The sequence below is a fragment of the Teichococcus aestuarii genome, from assembly GCF_003116135.1.
Lineage (GTDB): Bacteria > Pseudomonadota > Alphaproteobacteria > Acetobacterales > Acetobacteraceae > Pseudoroseomonas > Pseudoroseomonas aestuarii.
In genome coordinates this window covers 394,345-413,029 of sequence record NZ_PDOA01000002.1, presented here as the reverse complement: position 1 = coordinate 413,029, position 18,685 = coordinate 394,345, and the positions used below count along the sequence as shown (strand labels likewise).

The 18,685-nt window shown below is 72.3% G+C and carries 15 protein-coding genes; 11 read left to right on the top strand and 4 right to left on the bottom strand.

Annotated features, from left to right (window positions below):
• Positions 1-19: 19 nt before the first annotated feature.
• The gene (pepN, locus tag CR165_RS04905; RefSeq protein ID WP_109515829.1) at positions 20-2,626 is read right to left on the bottom strand and encodes an aminopeptidase N; all 2,607 of its coding nucleotides are present in this window, start codon (positions 2,624-2,626) and stop codon (positions 20-22) included.
• A gap of 139 nt (positions 2,627-2,765) precedes the next feature.
• On the opposite strand from pepN, the gene CR165_RS04900 reads away from it, so the two are divergent.
• The 4 genes from CR165_RS04900 (at position 2,766) to CR165_RS04885 (ending at position 8,091) form a co-directional block, all read left to right on the top strand.
• A complete protein-coding gene (locus tag CR165_RS04900) occupies positions 2,766-3,488 on the top strand; it encodes a haloacid dehalogenase type II (protein ID WP_109515828.1) in 723 nt (240 codons plus the stop codon).
• A 125-nt stretch (positions 3,489-3,613) separates the two neighbouring features.
• Positions 3,614-5,674, top strand: a complete 2,061-nt coding sequence (locus CR165_RS04895; protein WP_109515827.1) for a hydantoinase/oxoprolinase family protein — start codon at positions 3,614-3,616, stop codon at positions 5,672-5,674.
• Positions 5,675-5,690: 16 nt separating this feature from the next.
• Positions 5,691-7,463, top strand: coding sequence for a hydantoinase B/oxoprolinase family protein (locus CR165_RS04890; protein ID WP_109515826.1), 1,773 nt, complete (start codon positions 5,691-5,693; stop codon positions 7,461-7,463).
• A 58-nt stretch (positions 7,464-7,521) separates the two neighbouring features.
• Positions 7,522-8,091, top strand: a complete 570-nt coding sequence (locus CR165_RS04885) for a helix-turn-helix domain-containing protein (RefSeq protein WP_109515825.1) — start codon at positions 7,522-7,524, stop codon at positions 8,089-8,091.
• A 13-nt stretch (positions 8,092-8,104) separates the two neighbouring features.
• On the opposite strand, the gene CR165_RS04880 is transcribed toward CR165_RS04885, so the two are convergent.
• Positions 8,105-9,448, bottom strand: coding sequence for an LLM class flavin-dependent oxidoreductase (locus tag CR165_RS04880; protein ID WP_109515824.1), 1,344 nt, complete (start codon positions 9,446-9,448; stop codon positions 8,105-8,107).
• Positions 9,449-9,602: 154 nt separating this feature from the next.
• Here CR165_RS04880 and CR165_RS04875 point away from each other — a divergent pair, with 154 nt between their 5' ends.
• Complete coding sequence (locus CR165_RS04875; RefSeq protein WP_109515823.1) at positions 9,603-10,427, top strand: NADPH-dependent oxidoreductase; 825 nt, start codon at positions 9,603-9,605, stop codon at positions 10,425-10,427.
• A gap of 37 nt (positions 10,428-10,464) precedes the next feature.
• Here CR165_RS04875 and CR165_RS04870 read toward each other — a convergent pair whose 3' ends face one another.
• On the bottom strand, positions 10,465-10,776 hold the full coding sequence (locus CR165_RS04870; RefSeq protein ID WP_245906113.1) for a putative quinol monooxygenase: 312 nt from the start codon (positions 10,774-10,776) through the stop codon (positions 10,465-10,467).
• Between the two features lie 72 nt (positions 10,777-10,848).
• Positions 10,849-11,520: a YggS family pyridoxal phosphate-dependent enzyme gene (locus CR165_RS04865; RefSeq protein ID WP_109515821.1), complete on the bottom strand. Its 672-nt coding sequence runs from the start codon at positions 11,518-11,520 to the stop codon at positions 10,849-10,851.
• Between the two features lie 3 nt (positions 11,521-11,523).
• On the opposite strand from CR165_RS04865, the gene CR165_RS04860 reads away from it, so the two are divergent.
• From CR165_RS04860 to holA, 6 genes are all read left to right on the top strand, one after another.
• On the top strand, positions 11,524-12,192 hold the full coding sequence (locus tag CR165_RS04860; protein WP_245906112.1) for a thiamine phosphate synthase: 669 nt from the start codon (positions 11,524-11,526) through the stop codon (positions 12,190-12,192).
• Between the two features lie 116 nt (positions 12,193-12,308).
• Positions 12,309-13,610 (top strand): porin, encoded by a 1,302-nt coding sequence (locus CR165_RS04855; protein WP_109515820.1) that lies wholly within the window; start codon positions 12,309-12,311, stop codon positions 13,608-13,610.
• 160 nt (positions 13,611-13,770) lie between these two features.
• Entirely contained in the window at positions 13,771-14,265 is a 495-nt protein-coding gene (locus tag CR165_RS04850) for a DUF3576 domain-containing protein (protein WP_367604200.1), read from the top strand.
• Positions 14,266-14,424: 159 nt separating this feature from the next.
• Positions 14,425-17,007: a leucine--tRNA ligase gene (gene leuS / locus CR165_RS04845; RefSeq protein WP_109515818.1), complete on the top strand. Its 2,583-nt coding sequence runs from the start codon at positions 14,425-14,427 to the stop codon at positions 17,005-17,007.
• Positions 16,973-17,551 carry an LPS assembly lipoprotein LptE gene (gene lptE / locus CR165_RS04840; protein WP_181378001.1) on the top strand — a complete coding sequence of 193 codons (579 nt, stop codon included), beginning with the start codon at positions 16,973-16,975 and terminating at the stop codon, positions 17,549-17,551. Before leuS ends, lptE begins: the two co-directional genes overlap by 35 nt.
• 94 nt (positions 17,552-17,645) lie before the next feature.
• Positions 17,646-18,683 carry a DNA polymerase III subunit delta gene (holA, locus tag CR165_RS04835; protein ID WP_109515816.1) on the top strand — a complete coding sequence of 346 codons (1,038 nt, stop codon included), beginning with the start codon at positions 17,646-17,648 and terminating at the stop codon, positions 18,681-18,683.
• The last annotated feature ends 2 nt before the right edge of the window (positions 18,684-18,685 follow it).

Below are 18,685 nucleotides of genomic sequence, written 5' to 3'. Positions count from 1 at the left end.
CCGGCGGGCATCGGGCGGCTCAGGCGGCGAGGCTCTTCGAGACCTTCTCGTAGGTGCCCTTGCTCAGCCCGGGCCGCGCGGCGATGCGCTCCAGCGCGGCCCGCATCATCGCGCCGCGCGCCGCATCCTGCCGCTTCCACGGCCCGAGCGGCGAGACCATCCGCGCCGCCACCTGGGTGTTCACCGCATCGAGCGCGATGACCATGTCGGCCAGGAAGCGGTAGCCCTCGCCGGAGGCCGCGTGGAACGCCGCCGGGTTGCCGGCGGCGAAGGCGCCGACCAGCGCGCGCACCCGGTTGGGATTGCGCAGGTCGAAATCCGGGTGATGCGAGAGCGCCTCGGCCGCCGCCGCGCCGGTGCGGGGCGACATGGCCTGGATCATGAACCACTTGTCCAGCACCAGCGGCTCATCCTTCCAGCGGGCGTGGAAGGCGGCCAGCGCCGCCTCCCGCGCCGGGCTATCGGAATCGGCCAGCACGCGCAGCGCGGCCAGCGAGTCGGTCATGTTGGTGGCGGCGGCAAACTGCGCCTCGGCCCGCGCCGTCTCCCCCGCCGCGCCCAGATAGGCGAGCGCGGCGTTGCGCAGCGCGCGGCGGCCGATGGCGGCGCCGTCGATCCGGTAGGGGCCGGACTCCGCGAGATCCCCGTGCAGCGCGGCGAAGCGCGCGGCGAAGCGACGGCCGAGCGCGCCGCGCAGGAAGTGCCGCACGGCATGGATCGCCTCCGGATCGGCCACCGCCATCTGGTCGGCGATGAACTCCTCCGAGGGAAGCGCCAGCGCCTCGGCGGCAAAGGCGGGGTCCTCCATCGCGCGGTCCAGCAGCGCGGCGGTGATGGCGGCGAGGCCCTCGGGAAGTTCGAGGGGCTTCTGGCTGCGCAGCGCCGCCACCATCTCCAGCATGGCGGCCGTGGCGTATTGCTGCGACGATTCCCAGCGGACGAAGGCATCCGTGTCATGCGCGGCGAGGAAGCCGAGCTGCTCCAGCGTCAGGCCGGAGAGCTTCACCGGCGCCGAGAAGCCGCGCAGCAGCGAGGGCACCGGCTTCGCCGGCAGCCCCTCGAACACGTATGTCTGTTCGGTTTCCTCCAGCAGCAGCATTTGGGGCTCGGCCAGCGCGGCGCCGTCCGGGCCGATCAGCCCCATCGCCACCGGGATCGGCACCGGCTGCTTGTCGGGCTGGCCCGGCGTGGGCGGGGTGGATTGGGAGAGGGTGAGCGTGTAGCGGCCTGCCTCGAACGCCTCCCACACCCGCAGCTCCGGCGTGCCGGCCTGGGCGTACCAGCGGCTGAAGCGCGAGAGATCGACCCCCGAGGCATCCTGCATGGCACGGACGAAATCCTCGATCGTCACCGCCTGGTTGTCGTGGCGGGCGATGTAGAGGTCCATGCCGCGGCGGAAATTCGCCTCGCCGATCAGGGCGCGCATCATGCGCACCACCTCGGCGCCCTTCTGGTAGACGGTGGCGGTGTAGAAGTTGTTGATCTCCACATAGGAATCGGGGCGCACCGGATGCGCCATCGGCCCCGCATCCTCGGGGAACTGGGCGCTCCGCAGGCGGCGCACATCGGCCAGCCGCTTCACCGCCGCCGAACCCTGGTCGGCGGAGAAATGCTGGTCGCGGAACACGGTCAGCCCCTCCTTCAGGGAGAGCTGGAACCAGTCGCGGCAGGTGACGCGGTTGCCCGTCCAGTTGTGGAAGTACTCGTGCGCGACGACGGTCTCGATGCCCTCGTAATCCGCGTCCGTCGCCGTCTCGGGCCGGGCCAGGATGTACTTGGTGTTGAAGACGTTGAGGCCCTTGTTCTCCATCGCCCCCATGTTGAAGTCCGACACGGCGGCGATGTTGAACACGTCGAGGTCGTATTCGAGGCCGTAGGTCGCCTCGTCCCAGGCCATCGAGCGTTTCAGCGAATCCATGGCGTGGCCGCAGGCATCCTCGTCGCCCCGGCGGACATAGATGGCCAGCGCCACCGCGCGGCCGGAGCGGGTGGTGAAGCGGTCCCGCACCGCCACCAGATCGCCCGCCACCACGGCGAAGAGGTAGGAGGGCTTGGGGTGCGGATCGGACCAGCGCGCCCAGTGGCGGCCATCGGGCAGTTCGCCCGCGCCATCCGGGTTGCCGTTGGAGAGCAGCACCGGGCAGGTGGCGCGGTCGGCCTCCAGCGTGGTGGTGTAGCGCGCCATCACGTCCGGCCGGTCCGGGAAGTAGGTGATGCGGCGGAAGCCCTCCGCCTCGCACTGGGTGAAGTAGTTGCCGCCCGAGAGATACAGGCCGGAGAGCTCGCTGTTGGCCTCGGGCGAGATCTCCACCTCGGTCTCCAGCACGGCGCTGTCCGGCATGCCGTCGATGCGCAGGCCGCCGCCGGGCAGGTGGTGCAGCCGGTCCGCGGCGAGCGGCGCGCCGTCCAGCGCGGCGGAGAGCAGGGTCAGCGCCTCGCCATCCAGCTCCAGCGCCGGCGTGGCGGGGGCCGCCGGGTTGCGGCGCAGCGCCAGCCGGGCGCGCACCCGCGTGGCGGTGGGGTGCAGGGCGATGTGCAGATCCACCTGCTCCACCAGGAAGGCGGGCGGCCGGTAGTCCTCGCGGCGGATGGTGGGCGGGGGGGAAGGCTGGTCGGTGCTGGTCATGGCTCGCCCTGGATCGCGCGGGAGGGGCCTCAATATGGCCCCGCCCCCCGCCCGCGCCCAGCCGGCGGATGCATTCCGCGCTTTTCCCCGGAGGCTCCGGCATGGCACCGTATGCCCGATCGGCTTCCGGAGAGACGCGATGCGCCTGCATGATTTCCGTGTGCTGACCTTCGACTGCTACGGCACGTTGATCGACTGGGAAAGCGGCATCCACGAGGCGCTGCAGCCCCTGTTGCAGAAGGGCGGGCTCGACCTGCCGCGCGACGAGGTGCTGGAAGCCTTCGCCCGCCACGAATCCACCCAGCAGGCCGAGACGCCGGCCATGCCCTATGCCGAGCTGCTGACCGAGGTGCACCGCAACCTCGCCGACGAGTGGGGCGTGGAGGTGAGCGACGCGGTGCATGCGCGCTTCGGCGCCTCGGTGCCGGACTGGCCCGCCTTCCCCGACTCGGCCGAGGCGCTGGCCTACCTCAAGCGGCACTACAGGCTGGTGATCCTCTCCAACGTGGACCGCGCCGGCTTCGCCGGCAGCCGCAGGCGGCTCGGCGTGGAATTCGACGCCGTCTTCACCGCGCAGGACATCGGCAGCTACAAGCCCAGCCTGCGCAACTTCGAGCACATGCTGGAGACGCTGGCGGCGCAGGGCATCGGCAAGGCCGAGATCCTGCACACGGCGCAGAGCCTGTTCCACGACCATGCCCCGGCCAAGCGCATGGGCCTCGCCTCCGCCTGGATCGACCGGCGGCACGACCGGGATGGCTGGGGCGCCACCATGCCGCCGCCCTCCGGCGCGGGCTACGAGTTCCGCTTTCCTTCGCTGGGCGCGATGGCGGCGGCGCACCAGGCGGAGGCAATCGCCTGAGCATTGACTGATTCCTGGCCAGCGCGGCGCCGCCTCCTCCCCCTTGCCGCCGCGCCACGCCGCGTCCAGCCTCCTGGCACAAGGCTTGCCAGCAGGCACCGCGAACAATGGACGGGGGAGACTCCATGCGCTTGATCGGCGTCGATGTCGGCGGAACCTTCACGGATCTCGTGCTCGCGGACACGGAAACCGGCCGCAGCGTCATCCACAAGGTGTCCAGCACCAATGCCGACCCGTCGATCGGCGTCACCCAGGGCGTGGTGGAGCTGTGCGCGCGGGCGGGCATCGCGCCCGGCGCGGTGGACCAGGTGCTGCACGGCACCACCATCGCCACCAACGCCGTGCTGGAGCACCGCGGCGCGCTCACCGGGCTGATCACCACGCGCGGCTACCGGGACGTGCTGCATATCGGCCGGCACCAGCGGCCGGAGCACTATTCCATCCAGCAGCAGATCCCGTGGCAGTCCCGCCCGCTGGTGAAGCGCCGCCACCGCATCGGCGTGACGGAGCGGCTGGTGCCGCCCACCGGCGACGTGCTGACCCCGCTGGACGAGGACGAGGTGCGCGCCGCCGCCCGCGCGCTGAAGGCCGAGGGCGTCGAGGCCATCGCCATCTGCTTCCTGTTCTCCTACCTCAACCCGGCGCACGAGCTGCGCGCCAGGGCCATCGTGGCCGAGGAATACCCGGAGGCCTTCGTCACCACCTCGGCCGAGGTGGCGCCGCAGTTCCGCGAGTTCGAGCGCTTCACCACGGCGGCGATGAACGCCTTCGTCGGGCCGAAGGTGCGCGACTATGTCTCCCGCCTCGCCACCCGGCTGAAGGAGGCGGGCGTCTCGGGCGACCTGCAGGTGATGGGCTCCACCGGCGGCGTCGCCTCGGTGGCCATGGTGGCGGAGCAGCCGGTGCTGACCATGCTCTCCGGCCCCGCCGCCGGCGTGCTGGGCGGCGCCTGGGCGGGGGCGCTTTCCGGCCGGCGCGACCTCATCACCTTCGACATCGGCGGCACCTCGGCCGACATCGCCATCGTCTCGGATGGAACATTCGGCGAGGCCTCGGCGCGCGACACCTGGATCGCCGGCTTCCCGCTGCTGGTGCCGATGATCGACATCCACACCATCGGCGCCGGCGGCGGCTCCATCGCGCGGCGGGATGCGGGGGGCGCCTTCCGCGTCGGGCCGCAATCGGCGGGGGCGCAGCCGGGGCCGGCGGGCTATGGCCGCGGCGGCCAGCGCCCCACCGTGACGGACGCCAACATCGTGCTCGGAAGGCTGGACCCGGAGAACTTCCTGGGGGGCGCGATGGCGCTGGATGCCGAGGCCGCGCGCCGCGTCGTCGGCACCTTCGCCGCGGAGCTGGGGCTGACGATGGAGGGCGCGGCGCTCGGCATCCTCACCATCGTCAACGCCAACATGGCCAACGCCATCCGCAGCCGCACCGTGCAGAAGGGCATCGATCCGCGCGGCTACGCGCTGGTGGCCTTCGGCGGCGCCGGCCCGCTGCAGGCGGTGGAGGTGGCGCGGATGCTGGAGGGGCGCGAGGTTCTGGTGCCGCCGCACCCCGGCATCACCTCCGCCATGGGGCTGCTGACCACCGACCTCAGCGCCGATGCGGTGCGCACCTGCTTCCAGCTCTCCACCGCGCTGGACCCGGCGCGCATCGCCGACGACTTCGCCGCGATGGAGGCGCAGATCACCGCCCGCTTCGCCGCGGACGCCCTGCCGGTGGAGACCGCCCGCTTCACCCGCGCCGCCGATCTCCGCTACGCCGGCCAGGGCTACGAGCTGCGCGTGCCCTTCCCCGCCGGAGAGGCGGCGGACGCCACGGCGCTGTTCGGGCGCTTCCACGCCCAGCACAAGGCGGAATACGGCCACGCCTTCCCCGAGCGGCCGGTGGAGATCGTCAACCTGCGGCTGACCGGCGCCATTCCGCGCCCGCATCTCGGCGCGCCGCCGCCGCGCGCGGGCGGCTCGCTGGCGGAGGCCACGGTGAGGACCGGGCGCGTCGTCTTCGGCACCCCCACCGCGCCGGAGGCGCACGACACTCCCTTCCTGCGGCGCGAGGCGCTGCCGGTGGGCCAGCCCATCCCCGGCCCGGCCATCGTGCTGCAGACGGACAGCACCACGGTGGTGCCGCCCGGCTGCACCCTGACCGCCGAGGCCGGCGGCAACCTCCTGATCACCCTCTGACGCGGGACGCAACGCCATGACCGAGACGAGCCGCATCGATCCCGTCACCGTCAGCGTCGTGCAGGGCGCGCTGGAGACCATCGCGGTGGAGGTGGGCTACAAGCTGATGCGCATGGCCTATTCCTCCATCATCCGCGAATCGGAGGATTTCGGCGCGGCGCTGACGGACGCCACCGGCCAGGGGCTGGCGGAATCGGCGCAGTCCACGCCGCTGCAATCCGGCCCCATCCCCGGCTATGTGAAGGCGGTGCTGGCGACGCTGGCCAGGCGCGGCGACCGGCTGCGCCCGGGCGACGTGATCATGCACAACGACCCCTATGGCGGCGCCAGCCACGGGCCGGACGTGGCCTTCATCGTGCCGGTGTTTCACGTGGATCAGTCGGGCGCGGAGCATCTGGTGGGCTTCAGCGCCACCACCGCGCACCATCTCGACATCGGCGCGCAGACGCCCGGCTCCTGCGGCATCGTCGAGGCGATCGACGCCTATGCGGAAGGGCTGCAGTTCAAGGCCATCAAGGTCTATGCGGGCGGCGTGCGGAACGACGCGGTGTGGCAGATCCTGCGCGACAACCTCCGCGCGCCGGAGCTGGTGGTGGGCGACATGGAGGCGCAGGTGGCAGCCAGCCGCATCGGCGCCGAGCGCATGGCGGCGCTGGTGGCGCGGCACGGGCTGGAAGGCTTCCGCGCCGCCTGCGCCGCCATGCTGGACCAGGCGGAGCAGTTGATGCGCCGCGCCATCGCCGCGCTGCCCGAGGGCAGCTTCCGGGCCGAGACCGTCATCGACGGCTACCTGGACGACCCGGCGCGCAGCAACCTGCCCCTCGTCGCCACCGTCACGCGGCAGGGCGACGAGCTGGTGGTGGACCTCACCGGCACCGCGCCGCAGGTGGATGACCGGCCGATCAACATGCCCTTCCACGGCACGGTGGACGTGGCGGTGTGGCTCACCGTCCGCTCCGTGCTGCTGGACACGGCGGTGCATGGCCATGTGCCGGTGAACGAGGGCCTCACGCGCCCCATCCGCATCGTGGCGCCGAAGGGGTGCCTGGCCAATCCGCGCTTCCCGGCGCCCACCATCGCCCGCTTCTGCCCCGGCAACCAGCTGGCCGACACGGTGATGAAGGCGCTGGCGCAGGCGGTGCCGGGGCAGGTCTCGGCCGGCATCGGCAACCTCAAGGTCATCGCCTTCTCCGGGTTGAAGGAGGAAGGCCACTGGGTGCACATGGAGATCTTCGAGGGCGCCTATGGCGGCCGCCCCGGCCAGGACGGGATGGACGCGGTGGACACGCTCTACGCCAACACCCGCAACAACCCGATCGAGGACATCGAGACCCACCTGCCGCTGCGCGTGCTGCGCTACGAGCTGCGCGAGGACGAGGCGGGTGCCGGCGAGTGGCGCGGTGGCCTCGGCTCGGTGCGCGAGATCGCTTTCCTCACCGATGCCGGCACCTCGGTGGAGGGCGAGGGCCATGCGCACCGCCCCTGGGGCTTCCTCGGCGGCGCCCCCGGCGTCACCGCGCGCCTGACCCTGCGCCACCCGGACGGCACGGAGGACTCGCTGCCCTCCAAGGTGCCGCACCGCGCCGTGAAGGCCAGCGACACTTTTATCTGTTACGGCCCCGCCGGTGGCGGCTATGGCGACCCGCTGAAGCGCGACCCCGCGCGGGTGCTGGAGGATGTGCTGGACGGCCTGGTCTCGGTGGAGACCGCGCGCCGCGACTACGGCGTGGCGATCGCGGGCGGCGTGGTGGACGAGGCCGCCACCGCCACCCTGCGCGCCGCGAACTGACAGAAAAAAGAAGGGGTCCGGGGAATTCATTCCCCGGCCTTGCTGCTACCCTCCCGGCATGCCCCTGCATGAAAGCTCCTCCCAGCTCGCCCAGCGCCTGAAGACCGAGCGGGAGGCGCGCGGCTGGTCGCTGGCCGAGCTGGCGGAGCGTTCCGGCGTCTCCAAGGCGATGATCAGCAAGATCGAGCGCGACGAGGTGAGCCCGACGGCGGCGCTGCTGGGCCGCCTTTCCGGCGCCTTCGGCCTCAGCCTCTCGCAGCTCCTGGCCCGCGCCGAGCAGGGCGCCGGGCTGCTGGCGCGGGCCGAGGCGCAGCCGGTCTGGCAGGACCCGGAAACCGGCTTCATCCGCCGCGCCCTGACCCCCACCGCCGGCCCGCCCACGCCGCTGGAACTGATCTGGGGCGAGCTGCCGCCCGGCCAGGCGGTGGACTACCCCGCCGCCGCCTTCGCCTTCATCCAGGACCAGCAATTGCTGCTGCTGGAGGGCGTGCTGCACTTCACCCAGGGGCGCAGCCTGCATGTGCTGCACCCGGGGGATTGCCTGCGCTTCGGCCCGCCCGATGCCTGCCGCTACGAGAACCCCGGGCCCCTGCCCTGCCGCTACGTGGTGGTGCTGCTGCGGCGGTGAGCCGGCCGCGCCCTCAGCCGCGCAGCGCCGCCGCCGGGTGCGGTGCCGCCAGCAGCGGCCCGGCGCCGAACAGCTTCTCCCGGTAGGTGCCGGGGGCATAGGCGGTCTTGAAGGCGCCGCGCGCCTGCAGCTCCGGCACCACCAGCGCCACGAACTGCTCCAGCCCTTCCGGCAGCACGGTGCGGGAGAGGTTGAAGCCGTCCACATCGGCGGCCTCGGCCCAGCCGATCAGCCGCTCCGCCACCTGCGCCGCGCTGCCGACGATGGGTGGCTGCCGGCTGCCCAGCACGAACTGGTCGATCAGCTTCCGCTTGGTGAAGACCGGCCCCGCCGCCTGCTTCATCGCCGTGACATTGGACTGGATGGCCTGGGTGGGGCCCGCCTCGATCGGCTCGTCCATGCCGTATTTCGCGAAGTCGATGCCGAGCGAGGCGGAGGCATGGGCGAGCGCCCCCTCCACGCTGGCGTGGCGGCGATATTCCTCCAGCAGGTCGCGCGCCTCGGCCTCGGTGCGGCCGGCGATGACGGTGGCGCCGGCGAACACCTTCAGCGCCCGCCCGCCCGCGCGGGCGCGGAGGTCGGCCACCAGCGCCGCCACCGGCTCCGGCTTGCCGCCATTGACGAAGACGCATTCCGCATGGGTGGCGGCGAAGCGCCGGCCGCGGTCCGAGGCGCCGGCCTGGTAGAGCACCGGCGTGCGCTGGGCCGAGGGCTCGCAGAGATGGATCGCCTCCATCTGGAACTGCCGCCCCTGGTGGCGGATCGGCCGTACCCTCGAGGGCTCGGCGTAGAGGCCGGCCCCGCGGTCGGCGCGCACCGCGTCCTGGTCCCAGCTGCCTTCCCAGAGCTTGTAGACGACCTCCATGTATTCGTCGGCCAGGTCGTAGCGGTCGTCATGCGCCATCTGCCGGTCGAAGCCCATGGCGCGGGCGGCGCTGTCCAGGTAGCCGGTGACGATGTTCCAGCCGATCCGCCCCTGCGTCAGGTGGTCCAGCGTGGACATCCGGCGGGCGAAGAGGAAGGGCTGCTCATAGGCCAGGTTGCAGGTGATGCCGAAGCCGAGATGGGTGGTGGCCGCTGCCATGGCCGGCACCAGCATCGCCGGGTCGAGCAGCGGCACCTGCACCGCGCCGCGCAGCGCCGCCTCCGGGCTGCCGCCATACACGTCGTAGATGCCCAGCACATCGGCCAGGAACAGCCCGTCGAACAGGCCGCGCTCCAGGGTGCGGGCCAGATCCATCCAGTGGTCCAGCCGGTTGTAGTGCAGGCTGGTGTCGCGTGGATGCGTCCACATCCCCTGCTGGATATGGCCGATGCAGGCCATGTCGAAGGCATTGAGGCGGAGTTCACGCGGCATGGACGGCTCCCGGGGATCTGCGGCTTCTGGCGGATGTCCACTATGAGAGATTTTCGTCTCCGATGCGACAGGCCATTTGTTCCCGGCCGCTGCCCCGGGCTGGCGCCCGCCTTCCGCATCCGCTGAGCTTCGCCGAACCGACTCGGAGACACGGATGACCGACACCCCCAACCAAGCCGCCCTCGCCGCCCGCTATGGCGACGGCCACATCCCCGCCGCCGGCCCCTGGAGCCCGGTGATCGACGCGCTGCTGGCCCACCGCTCCGTCCGCGCCTACCGGCCGGACCCGCTGCCGGAGGGCACGCTGGAGACGCTGGTGGCCGCCGCGCAATCGGCCGCCACCTCCTCCAACCTGCAGACCTGGTCGGTGGTGGCGGTGACCGACCCGGCCCGCAAGGCGCGCCTCGCCGCCGTGGCCAACGGCCAGAAGCATATCGAGCAGTGCCCGCTCTTCCTGGTGTGGATCGCCGACCTTTCCCGCACGGCGCGGCTGGCCGAGGCGGAAGGCCGGACGCTGGAGGGCCTGCCCTACCTGGAGACCTTCCTGGTAGCGGCGCTCGATGCCGGGCTGGCGGCGCAGAACGCGACGGTGGCCGCCGAGTCGCTCGGCCTGTCCACCGTATATATTGGTGCGCTGCGGAACGACGTGCGGGCGGTGGCGGCGGAGCTGGACCTGCCGCCCGGCGCCGTGGGGGTGTTCGGCCTGTGCGTGGGCCATGCCGACCCGGCGCAGCCGGCCGAGGTGAAGCCCCGCCTGCCGCAGCCCGCCATCCTGCACCACGAGCGCTATGACAGCTGCGGCGAGGAAGCCCATCGCGCCGCCTACGACTCGGCGCTCGGGGCCTTCAGCGCCCGGAACGAGATGTCCGCCTATCGTTGGACGGAGCGCGTGCTGGCCCGGCTGGGAAGCACCCGCGCGCTGCACGGGCGGGACGGGCTGAAGGGCGCGCTGCGGGCGCTGGGCTTCCCGCTGCGCTGAGCGCGCCCCCAGAGGCACAGCCTGAGGCGGGACAGCCTCAGGCGGCGGGGTTCAGGACATGGATGACGCGGCCGGCCACCATCTCCTTCGTCCGCTCGCCATAGGCCAGCATGTGGGGCGAGCGGGCATGCGCCTTCAGCGCCTCGGGGCTGGCCCACTTCTCCACCACCACGAAGCTGTCCTCGCCGAAGCTGGCGGGGGAGTTGGGCGCGTCGATGGCCGGGCCGTACTCGATGCAGCCATCCTCGGCCAGCACGGCGGGGATGTTGGCGCGGAACTCCGCCAGCACCGCCTCGCGCTGGCCGGGCTTGGCGGTGATGATGGCGATGACATGGATCATGGGGGACATTTCCGGTGCTTCTTGTGGAGGCGGCAGGCTATGTCCACCCGCCGCCGCCGCCAAGACGCCGCGCCCGGCCCCTCACATCGCCGGGCGGTGGCCGAAGATGGCCGTGCCCACCCGCACATGGGTGGCGCCGTGCGCGATGGCCGCCTCGAAATCCCCGCTCATGCCCATGGACAGGGTGCGGAGGCCGAGTCGCGCCGCCGCCGCGGCCAGCAGGGCGAAGTGCGGGGCCGGGTCCTCATCGGCGGGGGGGATGCACATCAGCCCCTCCACCGGCAGGCCGTGCGTCTCCCGGCAGAGGCCGAGGAAATCCTCCAGCGCCTCCGGCGCGATGCCGGCCTTCTGCGGCTCCCGCCCGGTGTTCACCTGCACCAGCAGGCCGGGGCGGCGCTGCTCGCGCGCCATCGCCTCGGCCAGGGCCTGGGCCAGCCTGGGCCGGTCCAGGCTCTCGATGACATCGGCCACGCGCACCGCGTCGCGCGCCTTGTTGGTCTGCAGCGCGCCGATGATGTGCAGCCTGAGGCCGGGATGCCCCGGCCGCAGGGCGGGGAACTTGCCCGCCGCCTCCTGCACGCGGTTCTCGCCGAAGGTGGCCTGGCCGGCGGCCAGGGCTTCCGCCACCGACTCGGCCGGATGGAACTTCGACACCGCCACCAGCGTCACGGAGGCCGGGTCGCGGCCGCAGCCGGCGCAGGCGCTGGCGATGCGGTCCTGGATGCGCTTCAGATTGTCGGAGATGGAGGACATGGTGTGCGAAGCCTAGGAGCGGTGGCGGCGCGGCTCAAGCCGGCGCGGGCCGAGGGACGTGGCCGGCTGCCCCGGCTCTGGCTGTTCAGCGACCCGGCCCGCCTGCCAGACCCGCGCGCGGCGGCGGCGGCGCTGCCGCGCGGCAGCGGCGTGGTGGCGCGCGGGGTCGAGTCGGCCCTGCTCCCGGGGCTGGCAAGGTTGCTACGGCAGCGGCGCGGCGTGCTGCTGCTGGGCGGCACGCCGCGCGCGGCGCTGCGCCTGCGCGCCGGCCTGCACCTGCCGGACCGCGCCCCGCCGCCGGGCATGGCCGCCTTCCGGCTGGCGCGGCGGGCCGGCGCGCCCTGGGCGCTGCTCTCGGCGGCCGCGCATGGCACGCCGGGCCTCGCGCGGGCACGCCGGCAGGGCGCCGACCTCCTGTTCCTCTCGCCGCTCTTCGCCACGCCCAGCCATCCGGGCGCGCCCTGCCTCGGGGTCTGGCGCTGGGCCGCGCTGGCGCGGCGGGCCGGGCGGCCGGCCATGGCGCTGGGTGGCATCACGGCCACAACCGCCCCCCGCACCCCGCCCGGAGCCTGTGGATTGGCCGCCATCACGGCCCTGTTGCATCCGGGACACAGTGTTTCAAGGAAGTCGCGGAGGCTGCAAGCGGAGCATTGCCGGCCCGGATCGGGCTGAACCATAGTCCGCCCCGAGGCCTGACAGTCCGCCCTGCCTATGGCGGACTCCTGTCGAGGGGGACAGGGGGCCGCGGGACCAGCCGGGCACCGCCTGGCGCGTGAGGAGGATTTGGGATGCGCAAGATTCTGCTGGGCACGACCGCCGTGGTTGGCGCCGTCGTCATGGCCTCGACCGGCGCGATGGCGCAGGGTGCCGACCCGTTCCGGGCTGCCGGCCCGGCGATGACCTCGCATCGTGACCTGGAAGTCCGCCTGGGCGGCTTCTTCCGGTTCTACTACTCGAACACCGATCAGGATTACCTGAACAACGGCACCGGCACCGGCGCCGGCCGGACGGGCTTCAACCAGGGCAAGTCCGACTTCCAGGAAGAGACCGAGATCCACATCGTCGCCAACGGCAAGGCCGCCAATGGCCTGCGTTACGGTGTGGCCGTCGAGATCCAGAACGACAGCGTCCGCCAGGCGACCTCCGGCACCAACAGCAAGACCTCGCTCGACCTCGACGAGGTGTGGGGCTACGTGGCCGGCAGCTTCGGCCAGCTGCGCATGGGTGACGAAGACAACGTCTGGGGCCTGATGAGCGTCGGCCAGATCGCGAACTTCGCGACCGGCGGCCTGGACGGCGACTTCTACGACAGCCTGTCCGGCAACTCCCCGGCGCTGAGCCAGCCTTCCGACGCCGGCGACAACACCAAGATCATCTACATGTCGCCGCAGTTCGCCGGCTTCGACTTCGGCGCCAGCTTCGCCTTCAACACCGGCGAGGGCCCGCTGTCCGGCTGCACCACCGGCAACGCCTCGTGTGACCGCCTGGCCTCCATCGAGACCTTCGGCTCCTCCACGGCGCGCCGCCGCAACGAGGTCGTGGCCGCCCTGCGCTATCGCGGCAGCTTCGCTGGCGTGGGCCTCGGCGCCTCGGCCGCCTACATCGGCGCCGACGCGGTGAAGAACACCAACGGCTTCGGCGTCGACCGCATCAATGTGGGCGCCCTCGGCCTGCAGCTGTCGGCCTATGGCTTCCTGGTCGGCGGTCAGTACCTGTTCGGTGACGCCGGCCTCGGCTTCGCCACGCCGCGCCTGAAGCTGGTCAACGACGACCGCCGCTACGAGGCCTTCAACGTCGGCGCCTCCTACACGCTGGGCCAGATCACGGTCGGCGCTCAGTACGGCGAGACCCGCTCGGCTGGCGCGCAGAGCGTGAACACGGCTGGCCTCGCCAACACCGGCGGCCGTACCGACAAGGGCCTGAGCGTCGGCGGCACCTACCGCATCTCGCCCGGCATCGAGTACATCGCCGAGTACACGACCTACAAGATCGAGGAAGCCGGCGTGAACTTCGCCACCGGCGGCCGCGGCACCGCGAACAACTCGGTCGACGGCCAGGTCTTCCTGACCGGCTTCCGCTTCGCCTTCTGATCCCCCTCGGGGATTGGAAAAGGGAGGGCGGCAGGGCAACCTGCCGCCCTTCTTTTTTTACCGCTTGCCTAGCGCAGGCCCTCAGACGTAAGTGACCGCCATGCTGAAGCACCGTGCCCGAGCCGCACTGAACCTTCGCCCCCTGGCCGCAGCGCCCCTGATGCTCCTGGCATTGGCGGCTTGCAGCAGCGGTCGCGTCGTCGAGAACGACGAATACAACAACGACTCGCGCCGCGCCCGCGTGCAGGGCCGGCTGAGCGGCGAGCAGGACGGCCTGCTCATCATGGGCACGGACCGCTCCGGCCGCGGCGGCGGCGCCAGCGAATCCGGCGCGCTGGGCGTGAACGCCTATCTGTGGCGCGCCACGCTCGACACCCTCTCCTTCCTGCCGCTCTCCTCGGCGGACCCGTTCGGCGGCGTCATCATCACCGACTGGTACTCGCCGCCGGCCACGCCGGGCGAGCGCTTCCGCGCCACCGCCTATATCCTCGGCCGCCAGCTCCGCTCGGACGGGGTGCGCATCTCGGTGTTCCGGCAGGAGCAGCGCAACGGCACCTGGGTCGATGCCCCCGTGGCCCCCAGCACCAACACCGACATGGAGAACCAGGTCCTGGCCCGCGCCCGCGAGCTGCGCAGCCAGACCGCGGCGCGCTGAACGCGCCGCGCACAGCCTGAGCGACCCGATGGCGCGCCCCCCGGCGCGCCATTGTCATGTCCGGCCCCGGCGATCCGCACGGCTTCCGGCCCGGCCGCTCTTCCCATGGCGGCGCCAAGACCGTATCCCTTCCCCCCGGAATATCGATCGCCTGGTCCCATGAACGACGCAGCCACGCCCGCCCGCTACGACTTCGCCAGTGCCGAGCCGCGCTGGCAACAGGCCTGGGATGCCCAGGACTGCTTCAAGGTGCCGGATGTGCCCGATGGCAGCCGGCCGAAATACTACGTGCTGGAGATGTTTCCCTACCCCTCCGGCAAGATCCACATGGGGCATGTGCGGAACTACACGCTGGGCGATGTGGTGGCGCGCTACAAGCGGGCGCGCGGGCACCAGGTGCTGCACCCGATGGGCTGGGACGCCTTCGGCCTGCCGGCCGAGAACGCGGCGCGCGAGCGCGGCGTGCACCCCGCCGCCTGGACCTACCAGAACATCGCCACCATGCGCGCCGAGCTGAAGCGCATGGGCCTCTCGCTGGAATGGGACCGCGAGTTCGCCACCTGCGACCCGAGCTACTACGGCCAGCAGCAGAAGCTGTTCCTGGACTTCCTCCAGGCCGGGCTGGTGGAGCGCAAGGAAAGCTGGGTCAACTGGGACCCGGTGGACCACACCGTGCTGGCCAATGAGCAGGTGATCGACGGCCGCGGCTGGCGCTCGGGCGCGCCGGTGGAGAAGAAGAAGCTTTCCCAGTGGTTCTTCTCCATCACCAAGTACGCGCCGGAACTGCTCGCCGCGCTGGAGACGCTGGACCGCTGGCCCGAGCGCGTGAAGCTGATGCAGGCCAACTGGATCGGCCGCAGCGAGGGCGCGCGCGTGCGCTTCCCGCTCGCCACCCCGGTGGCCGGGCATGAGAGCGTCGAGGTGTTCACCACCCGGCCGGACACGCTGTTCGGCATGAGCTTCCTGGCCGTCGCCGCCGAGCACCCGCTGGCCGCCGCCGCCGCCGAGGCCAACCCCGAGATCGCCGCCTTCATCGCCGAGGTGCGCGCGCTGGGCACCTCCGAGGCCGCCATCGAGCAGGCGGAGAAGCGCGGCATCGACACCGGGCTGCGCGTCGCGCACCCTTTCATCGAGGGCGCCACCTTCCCGGTGTGGATCGCCAATTTCGTGCTGATGGAATACGGCACGGGCGCCATCTTCGGCTGCCCCTCCGGGGACCAGCGCGACCTCGATTTCGCCCGCAAGTATGGCCTGCCGGTGCCGCCGGTCATCCTGCCGCCCGGCGAGGACCCTGCCAGCTTCGCCATCGGCAGGACCGCCTACACGGATGAAGGCACCCTCTACAATTCCGGCTTCCTGGACGGGCTCGGCACCGCCGAGGGCAAGCGCGCCGCGATCGACGCGCTGGAGGCCAAGGGCGCCGGCACCGGCGTGGTGAACTGGCGCCTGCGCGACTGGGGCGTCTCCCGCCAGCGCTACTGGGGCTGCCCGATCCCGGTGATCCATTGCGAGGCCTGCGGCACCGTGCCGGTGCCGGCGGACCAGCTGCCGGTGACGCTGCCGGAGGATGTGGATTTCTCGAAGCCCGGCAACCCGCTGGACCACCACCCGGCGTGGAAGCACGTCGCCTGCCCGCAATGCGGCGCGGCGGCGCGGCGCGAGACCGACACCTTCGACACCTTCGTCGATTCGTCCTGGTATTTCGCCCGCTTCACGGCGCCGAAGGCCGCCACGCCGCTGGTGGCCGAGGCCGCCAATGGCTGGCTGCCGGTGGACCAGTATATCGGCGGCATCGAGCACGCCATCCTGCACCTGCTCTACTCGCGCTTCTTCACCCGTGCGCTGCACGGCATGGGGCAGCTCGGCACGCCGGAGCCCTTCGCCGGGCTGTTCACCCAGGGCATGGTGCAGCACGCCTCCTACAAGGCGCAGGATGGCCGCTGGCTGGCGCCGGACGAGGTGGACGTGGCAGCCGATGGCAGCGCCACGGACAAGGCCACGGGCCTCGCCGTCACCGTCTCGCGCAACGACAAGATGTCGAAGTCGAAGCGCAACACGATCGATCCCGGCGCCATCATCGACCATTACGGCGCGGACACGGCGCGCTGGTTCATCCTCTCCGACAACCCGCCGGACCGGGACATGGAGTGGACCGAATCCGGCGTCTCGGGCGCCTCGCGCTTCACCCAGCGGCTGTGGCGGCTGGTGAACAACGCGGCGGACGGGCTGCCGCCGCCGGGCGCCGTGCCCGCCGAGGGCGCCGCCCGCGCGCTGCGCCGTGCCACCCACCGCACCATCCAGGCGGTGACGGAGGCGCTGGAGAGCTTCTCCTTCAACGTCGCCGTGGCGCGCATCCATGAGTTCGCCAACGCCATCGAGCAGGGCGCGGCGGAGGATGGCGCGGCCCGGCGCGAGGCGCTGGAGGCCGTGGCGCGGCTGGTCAGCCCGATGATGCCGCATCTGGCCGAGGAGCTGTGGTCCATGCTCCGCCCCGGCGCCGGGCTGGTGGCCAACCTGCCCTGGCTGGAGGCCGAGGAGGCGCTGACCCGCGCCGACAGCCTGACGCTGGCGGTGCAGGTGCTGGGCAAGCTGCGCGCCACCATCGAGGTGCCCGTCGGCACCGACGAGGCCACCGTCTTCGCCCTGGCGGAGGCGGAGGAGAATGTCCAACGCGCCATTGCGGGGCGCCCCATCAGGAAGCGCATCCATGTCCCGGGCCGCATCGTCAACTTCGTCGTCTGACACCAGGGCCACGAAGCCTTCCAGGCGGGCGCTGGCGGCGTTCTGCGCCGCCGGGGCGCTCTCCCTGGCGGGCTGCGGCTTCAGCCCCGTCTATGGGCCGCAGGGGCAGGCGGCGGCGTCCGACCCGGCGGTGCGGCAGGTCCTCGCCTCCACCCAGGTGGCGCTGATCCCGGAGCGCAGCGGCCAGATGCTGCGCCGCGCCCTGCAGGAGCGCCTGGGCGGCGCCGGGCAGGCCGCGCCCACGCAGGAGCTGCGCGTCGGGCTGCAGTTCGGCGCCGAGCCGGAAGGCTTCCGGCGCGACGGCACGCCCACCCGGCTGCGCTACAATGCCACGGCGAGCTGGCTGCTGGTCTCGCAGGGGCCGCCGCCGGCCACGCTGGCGCAGGGGACGGAGCGGGCCTTCGACTCCTTCAACATCCCCGACAACCAGTTCTTCGCCGCCGATGCCTCGCGCGACGCCACGATCCGGCGGCTGGTGGAACAGCTCGCGGACGACATCGTGCTGCGGCTCTCCGTCCAGCTGCGGGCGGGGCGCGCCGGCTGAGGCGGCACGGCCGGGGAAAGGATCTTTCCCGGCTCATCTTCCTGTTTCCATCCGTTTTCGCGCGGTGCCCGGGGCACGCGCGGCTGGGGAGCCGATGGCCAAGCTCGATCCGCGTCGCGTCGCAGCCTTCCTCGCCGATCCGGGCGCCACGCGCGCGGTCCTGCTGCACGGGGACGATGCGGGGCTGATCCAGGAGCGCGCCGAGGCGCTGGTGGCCCGTGTGGTGGGCGGCAACGATCCGTTCCGGCTGGCGGAGCTGGCGCGCGAGGCCGCGGCGCGGCCCGGGGCGCTGGCGGGCGAGATGGCAGCGCTGGCGATGACCGGCGGGCGCCGCCTGGTGCGGGTGCGCGACGCCACGGATGCGCTGGCCGGTGCGGTGAAGGAGGCGCTGGTGGGCCCCGGCGAGGCGCTGCTGGTGCTGGAGGCGGGCGAGCTGACCGCCCGCGCCAAGCTGCGCGCGCTGCTGGAGCCGATGGGCAGCGCCGCCGTCATTCCCTGCTACCGCGAGCGCGGCGCGGAGCTGGCCGGCAGCATCGCGCGGCTGTTGCAGGAGCAGGGCGTCTCGGCCGAGCCGGCGGCGCTGGACTGGCTGGCCTCCCGCCTGGGCGAGGACCGTATGCTGCTGCGGCGCGAGGTGGAGAAGCTGGCGCTCTATGCCGGCCAGGGCGGCCGCCTCTCGGAGGAGGATGTGCTGGCCTGCGCCGGCGAAGGCTCCACCCTGGATCTGGACGAGGCGCTGGTGGCCGCCACGGCGGGCGACATTCCGGTGGCGGACCGCGCGCTGGAGGCCGCCTTCTCCGAGGGCGCCAGCCCGATCATGGTGCTGCGGGCGGCGCTGCGGCATGTGCAGCGGCTGCACCTGGCCTCGCTGGCCATGGCCGGCGGGCAGCAGGCCAATGCCGCGATGGAGGGGCTGCGCCCGCCCGTTTTCTTCCGCCTGAAGCCGGCCTTCGAGCGCGCCTTGCGTCTCTGGTCCCCGGCCCAGCTGGAGTCCGCCGGCACCGCCCTGCTGGAGGCGGAGAAGCGCGGCAAGTCCGGCTCCGCCGCCCGCCCGATCCCGGACCGTGTGGTGGCGCAGCAGGCGATCCTGGCCCTGGCCCGGCAGGCCCTGGCGCTGCGCCGGCGCGGCTGAGG